This is a genomic window from Nonomuraea sp. H19 (genome assembly GCF_052068215.1).
In the GTDB taxonomy this organism is placed as follows: Bacteria; Actinomycetota; Actinomycetes; order Streptosporangiales; family Streptosporangiaceae; genus Nonomuraea.
Map to the genome: position 1 here is coordinate 44,332 of NZ_JBQHCV010000026.1, position 14,209 is coordinate 58,540.

Sequence of the window (14,209 nt, forward strand, 5' to 3'; positions counted from 1 at the left end):
GCCAAATGCACCCCAAAAACCTTAATGCTCCTGCATATAAGACGCGGAATCATATGGGAGAGTTCGGTCACATTTAGATCACTTGTCGGGGACCACCCGCAGGTCAACGCGGTGTCAGGCGGTGGGTGAGGCCGGTGTGCCGCCGCCCGGCGCCCTTGGTGCGTACGGCCTGCGCCAGCGCCCGCCGCGAACCGACGATCACCACGAGTTTCTTGGCCCGCGTGATGGCGGTGTAGAGGAGATTGCGCTGCAACATCATCCAGGCGCTGGTGGCCAGCGGGATGACCACCGCGGGATATTCGCTGCCCTGGGAACGGTGGATGGACACCGCGTAGGCGTGGGCGAGCTCGTCCAGTTCGTCGAAGGCGTAGTCGACGGACTCGTCCTCGTCGGTCACGACGGTGAGCTTGTGCTCGTCGGGCCGGATGTCGGTGACGATGCCGACGGTGCCGTTGAACACCCCGGCCGCGCCCTTGTCGTAGTTGTTGCGCAGCTGGGTTACCTTGTCGCCGATCCGGAAGACGCGTCCGCCGTAGCGGCGTTCCGGCATGCCCTCGCGGGCCGGGGTCAGCGCCTCCTGCAGAGCGATGTTGAGCGCGCCCGCCCCGGCCGCGCCGCGGTGCATGGGGGCCAGGACCTGGACGTCGCGGCGCGGGTCGAGGCGGAAGCGGGCCGGGATGCGGCGGGCCACGACGTCGACGGTCAGCGCGGCGATCTCCTCCGGCTCCTCGCAGGGGAACAGGAAGAAGTCCTTCATGCCCTCCAGGACGGGGTGGCGGCCGGTGTTGACGCGGTGGGCGTTGACGACGACGCCGGACTCCTGCGCCTGGCGGAAGATCTGCGTCAGCCGCACGCGGGGGATGTCGTCGGCGGCCAGCAGATCTTTGAGGACCTCGCCCGCGCCGACCGAGGGCAGCTGGTCGACGTCGCCGACGAACAGCAGGTGCGCGCCGGGGGCGACGGCCTTGACGAGCTTGTTGGCCAGCAGCAGGTCCAGCATGGACGCCTCGTCGACGACGACGAGGTCGGCGTCCAGGGGATTGTCGCGGTCGAAGGTGGCCTCGCCGCCGGGCCGCAGCTGCAGCAGCCGGTGCACGGTGGTGGCCTCGTGCCCCGTCAGCTCGGCCAGCCGCTTGGCGGCGCGCCCGGTCGGCGCGGCCAGGATGACGCGGGCGCGTTTGGCGCGGGCCAGCAGCACGATGGAGCGCACGGTGAAGCTCTTGCCGCAGCCGGGCCCGCCGGTCAGCACGGCGACCTTCTCCGTCAGCGCCAGCCGCACGGCCTGGCGCTGCTCGGGGGCCAGCTCGGCGCCGGTCTGGTCGTGCAGCCACTTCTCCGCTCTGGTCCAGTCGACGCCGGCGAAGGCCTTGAGCCGGTCGTGGCCGCCGCGCAGCAGGCCGAGCAGGCCGGAGGCCAGCGACACCTCGGCGCGCTGGAAGGGCGGCAGGTAGACGGCGGGCACGACGTTGTCACCGGCGGGGATCGGCTCGCGCACGACGCCCTCTTCGGCCACGAGCTCTTCCAGGCAGGAGGCGACCAGGTCGGCGGGCACGTCGAGGATCTTGACGGCGTCGCCGATCAGGTTGGGGCCCGGCAGGTAGCAGTGGCCGTCGTCGGCGGCCTGCGACAGGGTGTAACGCAGGCCGGCCTTGACGCGTTCGGGGCTGTCGTGCGGGATGCCGACGGCCTGGGCGATGGTGTCGGCCGTCTTGAAGCCGATCCCCCACACCTCGTCGGCCAGCTTGTACGGCTGGTCCTTGACGACGGAGATGGACGCCTCGCCGTACTGCTTGAAGATGCGCACCGCGATCGAGGTCGACACGCCGACCCCCTGCAGGAAGATCATCACCTCTTTGATGATCTTCTGCTCTTCCCAGGCGGCGGCGATCATCTTGGTCCGCTTCGGGCCCAGGCCCGGAACCTCCACCAGGCGCTCGGGCTGCTGCTCGATGACCTCGAGGGTGTCGGTGCCGAAGTGGTCGACGATCCTTTCGGCCATCTTGGGGCCGATGCCCTTGATCAGGCCCGAGCCGAGGTAGCGGCGGATGCCCTGCACGGTCGCCGGGAGCACGGTGGTGTAGGACCACACCTCGAACTGGCGGCCGTAGCGGGGGTGGGAGGTCCAGCGGCCGCGCAGCCGCAGCGACTCGCCGACCTGCGCGCCCAGCAGCGGGCCGACGACCGTCAGCAGCTCCGAGCCGGAGCGTTCGGTGGCCACGCGGGCGATGGTGTAGCCGGTGTCCTCGTTGGCGTAGGTGATGCGTTCAAGTACTGCGCGCAATTCGGTAACGATATTTTCTGCACCCGCGTCCGGCCTTCCCACACCGACGAGATTAGGGCAGATCTTCATCACCGCGACACCTTCCGCGAGCCGCTGAGCCAGCGATCTATCATGAACACGTGGCCACCCCTCTTCTTTCGGAACCCCTTCCGTCAACTATCACGCGAGCAAAAGCGCTGGCATCAGCTGGGCAGCTCTTGGCCCGTGCTCGCGCCGAACGCGACGCCCTCTCTCCTGCCAGGGCGGCCAGGCTGGCACACCGGCCGGGAGGTATCCCCTTGGAGGACCTGGAGGCTTTGATCCGCGCCCAGCGCGAGCGAGCACGGACCACCAGGGCTGCCTCTACGACCTAAAACTGGCTATTCCGCTTGCATCAATTGCTGAGCCACCCCTGTAGGAACTCCCTCGCAGGGGTGGCTTCTTCATTTCCCGCCGAGCTGCCGGTTCCGGTCCTTCTGCTCATGCACTCTCCGCTTGGCCTCCTGCTGCCGCTGTGGCAACGCCCGCTCCTTCCCCGAGGCCACATGCCGCGCGTCGACCTTCCACGTCTCGACCAAGCTGACCGGGTACCGCCGGTCCGGGAGTTGCGGCGTCGGCGCCGCGGCACCGTCACGGTGATCCGTTCCGGTCGCGGCGGCGGACGGAGAACACGAGCGCGGTCACCGCAACCGCCGCGAGCCCGCCCGCGGCGGTAATGACCAACAGGACGACGTATTGCCACACGATCGGTAGGGCGTCGCGCCAGTCCTCGGTGATCTCGTTCAGGGGCACGGAGACGATGAAGAAGGTCGCCATCAAGACCGTGTACGACAGGAGACTCTTCACGGGGAGCCTTTCGCGCAACAGTGGATCGGCCGGGGCAATCCCCTCACCCTCCGATCAGCGTATCGCCGGGCGCGCAAAGGCGCGCCGTCCAGCACACTGCCCTCAAAGAGGGGACCTCCGGACGGGCGCACGGGTCGGACAGACTGGTCAGCCACTCATTCGGCGGGTCCGTAGATCCTCAGATTTCAACATCATCGACCCCTCCCCGGGCCTGGATGGACAGGGTGAACGGGAAGCAACACCAGGGCGGCGATGGTCGACACGACCAGAACCGCGCCACCAACCTCGCCCCACACGGTCATGGCGAGAACCGTCGTGTTGAACAGCGCCAGCGTGCCGCTGACCGGACGGCCGACCAGCATGACCACCGCGACCACCACGGCGACGACCACCGGCACCAGCACCTCGGTACCTGGCGTCGGCCGGCACAGCAACGCTGTCGCCAGCACAACCGCCAGCCACGACAACGTCACGGCCGTCACACGCAGCGCGGAGTCGAACCACCTGGCGGGCGGCGCGGGAACAACACTCATCACTGGACCTCCTTCACAAGCTGGTACGAGTCGCCGGACTTCCGCACCCGGCCTGCCTTCTCCAACGCCCGCAACGCGGCCGGGACCTCACCGAGTGGCACGTCACCAAGTCGCCGCCGCGCCGCGACGCAGATCGCGCCGAGCTCCTTCGGACCGCTGATGAGCGCATGCTCGGCCACGGCCTGCACGTCCGCCGACGACCACTTCGGCGCGGCCGGAGAGGCCTTCATCGGCGTGGCGGCGGACGGGTCACGCGGGTCGACGCCGCGGCGCAGCATGTCGTAGTACTCCTCGAAGAAGCCGCGCGTGATGTCGTCGAGCTGCGCGGCCGCGGGGCTGGTCGCGATGCCGTACAGGTCACGCGAGATCGACGCCCGCCACTTGCCGCCGGGCCGGTTGTCGACGCCCTTCCCCAGTCAGCGCCGAGGCGGACCAGCCACGCGACGACGCCGATGAGGCCTACCCCGCCGAGGACCATGAAGATGGCGACGACGAAGTGGATCTTCCTGAACAGCTTGCTGTGGTGCATAACCACGATGGCCGGGCCTGCGAACATGAGGCACACCACGAGACCGCCGAGGACCAGGCGCACGGAGATTTCCATGAGGGGATTGCCTTTCAGGCGAGAACGACTGTGAAGAGGTACACCACCGCGCCGACGACCACCACGGCAGTCAGCAGCGCCGGATAGCGGATGATCAGGAGCAAGGGCTGCGCGACGAGGTTCGCGAGGATGACCGGCGTCCCGTACAGGCCGTAGAGCACCCGCAGGGCGATGGCGTCGCGGACGAACTGCGGCGGCGAGATCCAGTACTGCCGGGCCAGCGCCGCGATGCTCGCGGGCCGCTGACCGAACAGGCCATCGCCCACCACGAGCGCGTCGAGCAGCTGCTCCGCGCGGGGCAGCAGCTCGGCCGCGGCCGTCGCCCAGACCGACACCGCGTTCTCTGTGAGCTTGTCCTGCTCGGCGGGGACAGCGGCGTCGTCGGCGACCGGCGCGGGGAACGGGCCGACGACCACGTTGTCCTGCTCCGGCTGCTCGTCGCTGTCGTCCTTGGGCAGGCTCAGCTCATATATCGCTACTTCCTCCCTTCTGGGCCTTGAGGTGCTTCAGGTGCTTGTCGTTCAGGTCGGCGGCGATGTCGCGCATCTGCTTGGCCAGGTGCAGGGCGTCCGCGTGGGCCTTGGCGGGGTCCCGCTTGGCGAGCTGCGTCAGTTCAGCCGCGACCCAGCACGCGGCCCACCAGAAGCGGCGGACGCCGTTCCGCTCGCCGTTGATCCGGCGGGTGTGGTACGCCTTCCGCTCCTCCGGGCCGGTGCGGTCCTTGGCCACTTGCTACTCCCCCTACTTACGGTCTGTGATCTTTGGTAGGCTGCGCCTCGCGCGCGTGCATGCGCGGGCGTGCGCGCTGCGCAGCGCGGGCGCGCGTTGGGCCGTTCGCGAAGCTGCCGGTCAGAGCCGGGCGGGCAACGGATCGACCCTGACGCCCGGTCACGGAATGTCACCTTCTTGGGCTTCCTCGAACAGCTCCGCGATCTCGCCGTCCCAGTCGATCCGGGACTCCTCGGTGCCGGGCAGCACGAGCTTCGACGTCTCGGCCAAGAAGCCGCAGAGATTGGCGGTCGGCACGCGGAACGTCAGCGGCTCCTCCGGATTCCAGCGCAGCGTCCACAGCGTCCACATCGGCTCACCGGACGGCTGGACCTTCAGGTCATCGCAGATGGCCAACTCGTCCAGGCCCTTGAGGAGGACGTCGCGGGGCACGTCCAGCGTGACGACGCCACCGCTGTCGCTGTTGGGCGCGTACGCCACCAGCCGCAGCCCGTACCGGGGCAGATCAGCGGGCAGGATCACGCTCACCGGCCGCCTCCGTTCTCCGACTCGGCCTCGTGGGCCAGCCGGTATCGGGCCATCTCCATGCGGATCGTGGCCGTTTTGATCGGGTCGATCCGCGTCTGATCTCGGATGACCTGCAGCGGATCAGCCGCCTTGGCTGCGCGACCGGTCCCGGCCGGCGTCGCCGTGACGACGCCGTACTTCGCCTTGCAGGTGGCGAGCTGTTCTGTCACCTACGCGCGAGCGGTCTCGACGTCGACCAGCGCCGGGGCTGGCATGTCGAGCTCCCCGGCCGCGTGCGCGGGCGCGAGTAGCGGCGCGTGCAGGATTACGTCCAGCGCCTCGTCCACGGTGGCCAGGCCGTACTCCGCGGCCCGTACTTCGATCGCTTCCTTCGGCACGTAGCTGACGAACGCGGCGCCCGGGTCGCCGTCGACCGGCTCGTACGTGATCAGCCATGCGTCCTCGCCGGGGCTGCTGACCTCGCGGACCTCAGTCACGCGCCACACCGGAATCGAGATCATGATTTTCTTTCGTTGGCGCCTGCGGCGAACCCAAATCTCCCTGCCTAGCCAGCGTCCGGGAAACGTAGGATGGCGCGCAGGTTGAGCGTTCAGGTGTGGGACCGTCAGCTTCCGGAAAGCGTCATATGCCCAAATCGAGAGTTCGCAAGAAGACCGTCTACGCGCCGCCACCGACACAGAAGGCCCTCTATACAGGGCCAGCGCTCATCAAGCGCTTGGCATGGTGGCCCTCTGGCCGCAGAGCACACTTCCTGCGGGATGCGATCGCGGCACTCGGCCTCTTCATTGGCCTCTATCAGATCAAAGAGGACATAGCCTTCTGGACCGCCTCGCTACTGCAAATCGTTGAAGAAGTACTTGCCTGGGCAGGACTAGGCTGACTTACTCCTCGGAACTGATCACATCCGCCAGGCCCACATGTTTAACTGCACGGTGAACTGGGTCGGCGTGGACAAGCTGCTCTCGCTGCTGCGGAACGAGAAGCTTGCGGTGGTTGGGTTGCGCATGTGGAAGGCCAGCCGGTCCGGCAGGGGGTTGTCCGCGGTGAACACCACGCGCGGCACCGTCACCATCGTGAACGTCCAGTTCACCGTGTACGACGAACCGCCCGACAGCGACACCGACCGCATGAGCAGCCCCGCCTCGCCGCCTGAGAACGACCACTTCTCGGCGAACTGGGTCGACGCGGCGGAGAACTTGAAGCGGTTCAAATTCGCTGAGCTGTCGTTGTAGCCGACCTCGAGCTCGGCCGGCTTCGCGAACAGATAGCCTCCGCCCGCGAGGCCGGTCGTCGGGTTGATGATGTGGACCCGGTAGTCGGTGGCCGCGTGGACCACCTGGCACTGCGCGGTGTTCGTCCCGTCTGCGCCGGACACGGTGACGATGGTCGCCTCACCGGCGTACATCGACCCGTCCACGTACATCCGCGCGGGGTTCGTGCCGGTGCCCGGCAGGAACCGGATCTCGGGCTGCGTCGCCCCGGCCGGGTTGATGACGAGCCGGTTGCCGGTCACCCCGGTCGCGAGTTGCCCGACGATGCTTACGGTGCCGGTCGAGGAGACCAGCACCGTCTGCGTGCCGCCCGCGTTGAGCTCCACCCGCGCCGCGTTCGGGTCGCCAGCGACGATCCGCGTGGCCAGGGCCAGGATCGCCTCCAGCTTGTCGGCCGTGATCTGGTTGGCCCCGATGTGCGCCGCCTCGATCGCCTGACCGACGCGGACAGGTCCGGGTTGAACGCCGTGGTGAGCTGCCCGGCGATGCTGCGGGCCGTGCGCATCACCTCGCCGGCCGACGCCTGCATGCCCTGTGCCATGCCGAGCATCGTGAACCCGCCGATCTGCGCGAACACCTTGCTTGGGCTGGAGATGCCGAGGGCCTGCCGCACCCAGTCCGGCATGATGCTGGAGAAGAAGCCGTACAGGGCGTTCTTCAGCCAGTCGTACATACTGACGACGCCGGACCAGATGCCGGTCATGACGGCCTGGCTGACGCCGCTCATCACCGCGCCGATGTCGCCGACCGCGCGCATGAGCTGGCCGGGCAGGTCAGCAAAGAACGCGACCAGCGTGCCGCCGATCCACCGGCCGATCCCGGTCACCAGGTCCGGGATGATGCTGTGACCTATCAGGACGTCGTACAGCCAGCCGAACAGCTCGGCGACGCTCTGCACCATCTTGGCCACGACGGTCGTGACGAACTGGAACGCCGGGCCCAGCAGTGCACCAGGACACCGCCGAGGACAGCCGCGACCTGCCCGACCAGCGGCAGCAGAGGAGCCAACGCAGGCAGCAGCGCCGACGCGATCTGCGCCACCAGGTCCGCCAGCGGGCCGACCAGCGGCACCACGGCGGGCAGGAACGCACCGAACGCCGCGGCGATCTGCCCGACGACCGGCTGCAGCCGGACCAGCACCGGCACCAGCGCGCTGGAAACGACGGACACCGCTTGCACTATCGCTGGCATCAGCGCCCGCCGTGACGAACACCGCCACAAGCTGCACCAGCTGAGGCAGAAGCGGCGCCACGGCAGCGACGAGCTGGCCGACGCTCACCAGCAGCAGCGAGATGGCCGGCGTCACCTGCACGATCGCGGACAGCAGCGACCCGGCAAGGGCCTGCACGATCATCTGCAAAGCGCTCAGGACCGGGCCCATGAACTGCGCTCCCACCTGCACCAGCCCGGCGACGAACGGGCCGAGGATCTGCAGCAGCGAGCCGACGCCGAGCACGAACTGCGCTAGCAGGCCGCTGTTGGCCGCGAAGGCCGCCGTGATCGGAGCGAGGAACGCGGCGACCTGCGTGGCGAAGGTCCCCATCGCGCCCGCCAGCTGCGACAGCATCGGGACGATGGCCGCGATGATCTGCCGCACCGCCGGAAGGATCGGCACGAGCACCCGCACTAGCGCCGTCGTGAACTGTCCGATCAATGGGCTGAGCTGCTGGAACATGGCCGCGAGCTGTGGGGCGATCATCTGGGTGAAGATCGTCTGCAGGTTGCCAGCGAGCTGTCTCAGCGGCTCCTCGAACGTGGCCGCCGCCGCCCGAAGCTGCGCCCCAACGGTGCTCGCCATGCTGGCGAACGCCCCCTTGACGCTGTCCGCGCTCGCCGCCGCGGCGATGCCGAGTGCGGCGATTGCGCCGACCAGGCCGACGAACGCCCCGGCGGCCCCGACCGCGACGGCGGACGCGGCCACGCCGAGCCCGGCGAGCGCCGCGCTGGCCACCGACGTGGCAACCGAGATCTTCGCGCCGACTTTCGCCACCTGGACCGCGCTGTCGTCGAACCGGCTCGTCATCGTGCGCAGCGCGACGACCGCCCGGCCGAGGCCGGGAGTGAGGTTGTCGCGCAGTGAGATCGTGGCGAACAGGTCGCCGACGTTCAGCGCCACGTCTCACCTCCCGCGAGCGTCCGTTGCTGGTGGCAAGAAACTTGTGAGCTAGACCTAATGTCCGGCTAATGTCCGGCTGCTGGCCTGGATCAGGCTCCTTTAATTGTCGAGAATGTGCGAGTATCCACTGTCACGTACAGACTGAGACCGACGTATCCCAGACCTACCTGATCGGGAACCGCAGCCAGCCTGTGGAGTGACCAAACCGTACAAACGAGGAGACCCGTGAAAATCAAAAGGTGGCTGGGACTATTCGCGGTTCCTTCCGTGATCGGCCTGCTATCGGTTGCTTTGAGCACCAGCCCAGCGGCAGCAAACAGTGAGGCTGGGGTCGCCGCAACCAAGAATGCGTCGGCAGGCCTAGCGGCGTCCGTCGACGGCTGCAGCAACCAGGTCTGCATCGCGGTGGAAAAGCGAAGTAACACTCTCTACATCGTTCGAGCGTGGCAACAAAAAAGCCTTGGCTGGTGCCTTTACGACGATCGAAACACTCATTTCCGCATCTGGGGTCCCACCCTCGACGTCAACACGGCTCACAAAGTCTGGGGCTGCGGCGAGCTTACGTCTGGATATATCGCAACTCGGGGCGGAACGTTCTGCGCCGAGGGCTGGTGGCTAATGGGCACTAAGTGGGTCAGCTACGGGCTGCCATGCGTGACGATCTAGGTAAGTAGGCCTAGCGGCGTACGGCGGCCACGACCTCGAGCAGTGCGCCGCTGTACTGGGCCTGCAGGTCCGTCGCCCGGTCGCCGTTGAGCGCGGAGCCGCCGCCGGTGATGACGCCCAGCCAGCAGTCCATCGCGGTCGCGTTCGTCTTCGTCAGGCCGCCCGACGAGTGCAAGTCGAAGTGGCGGGCGCTGCCGACGGTCACGCGGTTGCCGTCGGCATCGTCGCTCGAGCGCGCTGCGAACGACGTCGAGTCGGTGAGCGTTTCTGGGTGGGCTAGGAACACTGACATCGGGCCGGAGTCGCCATGCTGTAGCCAGCATTCGACGATGCGCGACCCCTCCGCAGCGTCAGGTCCAGGCAGGCGCGGGACAAGTCAGGAGAGAAGGCCGACCGCCGCAGCGTACTGCAGACCCCGGTTCATCGACTTGCTGGTGGGTTCGGCCTGCGGGTAGTGGTTGTTGATCACCATGTGGATCTGGCGGCCGTCGCCGCCGCCAGGGCTCGCCGGCCTCACCTGCCGTGCTTGACGTTAGCTATTTCGCTTTCATTAGTTGCGCCGAGCCGCCCCTGCAGGAACTGCCTCGCAGGGGTGGCTTTTGTATCACCTGCCGCCGACCTGCTGGTTCCGGTCCTTCTGCTCATGCACCGCCTCAACCCGGACTCAACAAATACTCAACGTGCGCTGGCCTACCTTTCCAATGTCCACGACGACCAGTGAAAGGAAGCACGATGAGACGTCTACCACTGGCCCTGGCCGCAGGCGCCCTCGCGGCCGGCACCCTTCTCGCCCCCGCCGCTCAGGCGGCGACTCCGGCGACGGGCGCCGTCTCCGTCCAGCAGGCGAGCCAGGCCCGCTGGTTCACCATCTGGGACGGCGGCGGGAACACCAGGGGCATCGATACTGGGGCGATCAAGAGCCAGGCCAAAGTCCTGCAGATCGTCACCCAGTGCTGGAACGGCGGTGACGGCACCGCGGCCACGGCCACCCTGTGGAAATGGGGGCGCAGTGCAATCGGCCCAGGTGGTGGGTGGATGAAAATGAAGCGCGACCGCGGTTACTGCCTGGGCGGGAAGATGTACACCCGTATCCACAATGCGAGGGCCGGCGAGAAGTGGAGGGCCACCGTCACTCTCAGCCCCAAGTCCCACACGGTCAGGGTGTGGGTCCAGAACTACGGCTGATCGGCCCACTGAACGGGAGTTCCGGGCCTCCACGGGCAATTCCGGCAGTAGCAGCGCGCGGGAGCGCAGTACCCACCACCAGGCTCCGGCCGTCCGGTCAACGCCGACGGCGTGTGATCAGCACAGCGCCTCAGCGCCTATCCAGTGCGAGCAGGTGCCGAAGCGCACAGCGCGTCGACCAGCTCCCGCAGCTCCTCCACGTTCTCGATGCCCTCGTGGAACAGGTCGCGCGCCGTCTCCTCGTCCAGGCCCAGGACGCGCTTCGCGCGCGCCCGCACATCGACGACCCGGACGCCCCGCACCAGTTCCACGTCGCCCGCGGAGCTTGTCCCCTCAAGAGGCCGCTCGGGCGGCGTACATTCCTGGAGGTCGTTCCGAAGAGGAGCTGGCCGCTATTATCCGGGAGCAGCGCAGAAGGGCTCGGGCCAGGCGGGCGGGTGGATGACGTTCAAATTGTGGTCATATAGGAATCTATAACGTAAAGGCGCTAGGGCTATCTTTACGGCCTGGCCGAAATGCACTACCCATAATCTTATCGCGTCGATGACCAGGGCATATGTCCGCGTCGCGGATGGCTTGCATGAAGGTTGGTAATAGTATGTTGTCCGTTTTGACGCCCTTTACGTTATAGATTTCTATTTCTTCTTCTCTGAACCCGCCCTTTCGTACGCCTCCCGCCAGGCTCGCTGCTCGCTCAAGAGCGCAGCGTGCTGTGCCGCCCTCTGTTGAACCGGCCAAACGGCAACAGTCTGCCCGGCCGGGGTGATCCACGCAGATAGGCGATGCCGGATCCGCCCTGGCAGCCAGCGCAGGCCGTCGGTATGGATCCATGGCGTGCCATCAAGCCGGTGATCGAGAGCATCGCGGATATCGCTGATCGTCGCGCCCAGACCGAACGCGGACCGCAGCACCGAGCGCAGGTGGCGCGCTGAAAGCTTCCGCAGCACGGGCAATTCCGCGATCAGCCGCCAACCGGTCCTTCCTGGTGACCGGCGTGACGGTCGCTGGCCACTCGGGAGCCAGTGTCGTGGGTGCGGCGGGCTGTCTCGCGCGCGCGTTACGGGGAGTCTCATCACCTACAGGAGTAGGTGAGGGCTGGGGGGTGAACGATCTTTCCACAGCAGACTGAGATCTTTCCACAGCAGACTGAGCTGCGGAAACGTTGGACACCGGGTGCGGGCGGGTGGGTACGGTCTCGCACGGCAACGGACGTCATCGGCGCTCGCGGGAGCCGCCGTCGCGGGCAGCTCGTCATCCTCGGCATCGAGGATCGCAGCCCGCGCCGCGAGAGCTTCGCGCGTGGCTCGGCCGCCCGGCTGGTGTCCTGGCGCCACACATGTCCGCAGCCGGTGCACCGGTAACGACGGATCGTGGACCACCAAGGTGGTGGGTCGCCAGCCGAGCGGCCCGTGCGCCAGCCGCCGGGTCACCGTGTCGCGCGGCGATCCTTCACAGCCGCACCGGCGGCACCACCGGTCCGGCTGAACGACTCGGCACGCCAGCACTGCACGATCCGGGTCGAGCCACTGCCCGGTGACTTCAAGGCCGAGTGTATCGAGCCGGGCGAACGTGGTCAGGTCGGGACGGTCGTAGGTAGCGTCAAGCACGTCGAGGTCTTCCCGATGGGTCCTCTACACCCCTACTCGGCCTCCCGATCTCGGCCACGCGCGCGGAGTAAGTGGCCCCCGCCGTGGCCACAGACGACGGCATGAATATTTGGGGTCGGATGAACTGGGCTTGTGTAGCCCTCAATGGCAAGCCTGTCGTCTGTGCGTCGATGCATCCGCGATGCATTCGCCGAGCAGTAGTGCAGCGACCGCCTCCGGGGCCTCATGCATTGCGTCGTGGCCGGTTGGGAGGTCGTGGACCTGCCACTCGGGATCGGCTTGGAGTCGGGTGCGGAGTTCAGCGAACGGTGTCCGGTCTTCCCATCCCGAGCAGTAGATGAACTCGCGACGGGGGACCTGGGCGAGCGTGCCTGTGAGCCGGATCGTTTGCAACAACGAGGCGAGGGGATGAGGGCGGCGGCGGGGATCGCCGCCGTCCGGCGGTCGGACGGCGTAGCCGGTGCTCGCAGCGCCGGCAGCGAACGCTTCCCGGTAGCGCTCGGTCGTTGACGACCAGCACGACTCGCCATCGCGCGGTACGTAGGCGTCGAGATGCACCAGTCGTGAGATCCGGCCGCGGGCGCGATCGGCGGCGGCGGCGATCACCATCCCGCCGTAGCTGTGGCCGACCAGCGTCGCGCTGGTGATGTGGGCGCGATCGAGGAGCCGCAATACGTCGTCGGCGTGCGTGTCGAGGTTGGCGGTCGCGACCGTCGCGTTGTCGTCGTCTGGCCGCAGACCGGTCAGGGTCAGGGCGTGAACGGCATGACCGGCACGCTCCAGCAGCGGAACCACCGCCTCAAACGACCAGGAGCCGTGCCAACCGCCGGGCACGAGGACGAACGTCGCCATGCGTTTCTCCTTCTCTCAAGCCGCGGCACCGAGGCACGCTGCCTCGATGTGTGGTTCGGTCGGGCGCTCTGCGCGACTGAAGACCACTCCGCATGGAGGCAGTGTCACGAGATCAAGGTGTGGCTGACTACCGATAGGATGCCAACTGATGCCTGTTCGCCGCCAACCTTGCCTGATCGCCGGTGTGACGTCACATATGTGGCCGTCTGGCGGGCGCCACCTCTGGCCATCCGGCGAAACAAGTGCAGTGCAGTCGCACGCACGGGGACACCTGGTATACGCAGCCAGCGGCGTCTTGACAGTTCACACGGAGCGCGGCACGTCGATCGTTCCCGCCAACCGGGTCGCCTGGACCCCCGCCGGGTTCACGCACTACCACCGCGCCCACGGCGACACCGATATGCGGATCGTCTTTCTCGCGCCATCCCTCGCCCGGCTCATACCAGACGATCCCGCCGTGTTCCTGGCCTCCGACCTCGCCCGCGAGGTCCTGCTTGCCCTGACCGGCCCCCGCAACTACGACGACGCCGCGCCTGGCTACAGTCGCTCCGCGCGCTCTCGCCTCCTTCGAGTCCTCATCGATGAACTCCGCGAAGCACACGAACAGCCACTGCACCTGCCGGAGCCACGGGACGACCGACTGCAAGCCATTGCCCGGATGCTGTACGAGAAGCCGGCAGACAACGCCACGCTGGCCGAACTCGGGAAGGCGATCGGAGCCAGCACCCGCACCCTCAGCCGACTGTTCCGCAACGAACTCGGCATGACCTTCTATGAGTGGCGCACGCAGCTACGCATCTACCACGCGCTCGTGCTCCTCGCCGACGGCCACGACACCACCCAAACCGCCTACGCCTGCGGATGGGCGAACCCCAGCAGCTTTATCGCAGCGTTTACCAACATCATCGGAACGACCCCGGGCCGTTACCGAACCAGTCGCCAGACCACCGCCCGCGCATCTCAACTGCAGACGGTGGTCAAGTCCTCGGGGTGATTCGTACTCGCACCCGGG

The 14,209-nt window shown here is 67.4% G+C and carries 19 protein-coding genes and 1 pseudogene; 2 read left to right on the forward strand and 18 right to left on the reverse strand.

Features of this window, described 5'->3' with window-relative positions:
• Window positions 1–103: 103 nt before the first annotated feature.
• The 14 genes from recD2 to ACTMTI_RS42760 form a co-directional block, all read right to left on the reverse strand.
• Window positions 104–2,350, reverse strand: coding sequence for an SF1B family DNA helicase RecD2 (gene recD2 / locus ACTMTI_RS42695; protein WP_441126515.1), 2,247 nt, complete (start codon window positions 2,348–2,350; stop codon window positions 104–106).
• A 353-nt stretch (window positions 2,351–2,703) separates the two neighbouring features.
• Window positions 2,704–2,838 (reverse strand): hypothetical protein, encoded by a 135-nt coding sequence (locus tag ACTMTI_RS42700; protein ID WP_441126516.1) that lies wholly within the window; start codon window positions 2,836–2,838, stop codon window positions 2,704–2,706.
• Window positions 2,839–2,890: 52 nt separating this feature from the next.
• Window positions 2,891–3,076: a hypothetical protein gene (locus tag ACTMTI_RS42705; RefSeq protein ID WP_441126517.1), complete on the reverse strand. Its 186-nt coding sequence runs from the start codon at window positions 3,074–3,076 to the stop codon at window positions 2,891–2,893.
• 221 nt (window positions 3,077–3,297) lie between these two features.
• Entirely contained in the window at window positions 3,298–3,639 is a 342-nt protein-coding gene (locus tag ACTMTI_RS42710) for a hypothetical protein (RefSeq protein WP_441126518.1), read from the reverse strand.
• Window positions 3,639–3,917: a hypothetical protein gene (locus ACTMTI_RS42715; RefSeq protein WP_441126519.1), complete on the reverse strand. Its 279-nt coding sequence runs from the start codon at window positions 3,915–3,917 to the stop codon at window positions 3,639–3,641. The genes ACTMTI_RS42710 and ACTMTI_RS42715 overlap by 1 nt, the downstream gene beginning before the upstream one ends.
• A 340-nt stretch (window positions 3,918–4,257) precedes the next feature.
• The gene (locus ACTMTI_RS42720; RefSeq protein ID WP_441126520.1) at window positions 4,258–4,659 is read right to left on the reverse strand and encodes a hypothetical protein; all 402 of its coding nucleotides are present in this window, start codon (window positions 4,657–4,659) and stop codon (window positions 4,258–4,260) included.
• 49 nt (window positions 4,660–4,708) lie between these two features.
• Window positions 4,709–4,972, reverse strand: coding sequence for a hypothetical protein (locus tag ACTMTI_RS42725; protein ID WP_441126521.1), 264 nt, complete (start codon window positions 4,970–4,972; stop codon window positions 4,709–4,711).
• A gap of 159 nt (window positions 4,973–5,131) precedes the next feature.
• Complete coding sequence (locus ACTMTI_RS42730; RefSeq protein ID WP_441126522.1) at window positions 5,132–5,500, reverse strand: SsgA family sporulation/cell division regulator; 369 nt, start codon at window positions 5,498–5,500, stop codon at window positions 5,132–5,134.
• Window positions 5,497–5,709: a hypothetical protein gene (locus ACTMTI_RS42735; RefSeq protein WP_441126523.1), complete on the reverse strand. Its 213-nt coding sequence runs from the start codon at window positions 5,707–5,709 to the stop codon at window positions 5,497–5,499. The genes ACTMTI_RS42730 and ACTMTI_RS42735 overlap by 4 nt, the downstream gene beginning before the upstream one ends.
• Window positions 5,710–5,976, reverse strand: a complete 267-nt coding sequence (locus tag ACTMTI_RS42740) for a hypothetical protein (RefSeq protein WP_441126524.1) — start codon at window positions 5,974–5,976, stop codon at window positions 5,710–5,712.
• A 422-nt stretch (window positions 5,977–6,398) separates the two neighbouring features.
• Window positions 6,399–7,097: a hypothetical protein gene (locus ACTMTI_RS42745; RefSeq protein WP_441126525.1), complete on the reverse strand. Its 699-nt coding sequence runs from the start codon at window positions 7,095–7,097 to the stop codon at window positions 6,399–6,401.
• Window positions 7,040–8,887, reverse strand: a complete 1,848-nt coding sequence (locus ACTMTI_RS42750; RefSeq protein WP_441126526.1) for a hypothetical protein — start codon at window positions 8,885–8,887, stop codon at window positions 7,040–7,042. Before ACTMTI_RS42750 ends, ACTMTI_RS42745 begins: the two co-directional genes overlap by 58 nt.
• Before the next feature lie 676 nt (window positions 8,888–9,563).
• A complete protein-coding gene (locus tag ACTMTI_RS42755) occupies window positions 9,564–9,845 on the reverse strand; it encodes a hypothetical protein (RefSeq protein WP_441126527.1) in 282 nt (93 codons plus the stop codon).
• An 84-nt stretch (window positions 9,846–9,929) separates the two neighbouring features.
• A complete protein-coding gene (locus tag ACTMTI_RS42760) occupies window positions 9,930–10,070 on the reverse strand; it encodes a hypothetical protein (RefSeq protein WP_441126528.1) in 141 nt (46 codons plus the stop codon).
• A 215-nt stretch (window positions 10,071–10,285) separates the two neighbouring features.
• Between ACTMTI_RS42760 and ACTMTI_RS42765 the strand changes: the two genes are divergently transcribed.
• Entirely contained in the window at window positions 10,286–10,738 is a 453-nt protein-coding gene (locus ACTMTI_RS42765; protein WP_441126529.1) for a hypothetical protein, read from the forward strand.
• A 137-nt stretch (window positions 10,739–10,875) separates the two neighbouring features.
• On the opposite strand, the gene ACTMTI_RS42770 is transcribed toward ACTMTI_RS42765, so the two are convergent.
• The 4 genes and pseudogenes from ACTMTI_RS42770 to ACTMTI_RS42785 all read right to left on the reverse strand — a co-directional run bounded on the left by ACTMTI_RS42770 (window position 10,876) and on the right by ACTMTI_RS42785 (window position 13,197).
• The gene (locus tag ACTMTI_RS42770; RefSeq protein ID WP_441126530.1) at window positions 10,876–11,049 is read right to left on the reverse strand and encodes a hypothetical protein; all 174 of its coding nucleotides are present in this window, start codon (window positions 11,047–11,049) and stop codon (window positions 10,876–10,878) included.
• A gap of 324 nt (window positions 11,050–11,373) precedes the next feature.
• On the reverse strand, window positions 11,374–11,685 hold the full coding sequence (locus ACTMTI_RS42775) for a hypothetical protein (protein ID WP_441126531.1): 312 nt from the start codon (window positions 11,683–11,685) through the stop codon (window positions 11,374–11,376).
• Between the two features lie 323 nt (window positions 11,686–12,008).
• Window positions 12,009–12,345, reverse strand: a pseudogene (locus ACTMTI_RS42780) (ISL3 family transposase); the annotation flags it as partial.
• A gap of 141 nt (window positions 12,346–12,486) precedes the next feature.
• Window positions 12,487–13,197, reverse strand: coding sequence for an alpha/beta fold hydrolase (locus tag ACTMTI_RS42785; RefSeq protein ID WP_441126532.1), 711 nt, complete (start codon window positions 13,195–13,197; stop codon window positions 12,487–12,489).
• Between the two features lie 295 nt (window positions 13,198–13,492).
• Between ACTMTI_RS42785 and ACTMTI_RS42790 the strand changes: the two genes are divergently transcribed.
• Complete coding sequence (locus ACTMTI_RS42790; protein WP_441126533.1) at window positions 13,493–14,191, forward strand: AraC family transcriptional regulator; 699 nt, start codon at window positions 13,493–13,495, stop codon at window positions 14,189–14,191.
• Window positions 14,192–14,209: the final 18 nt, after the last annotated feature.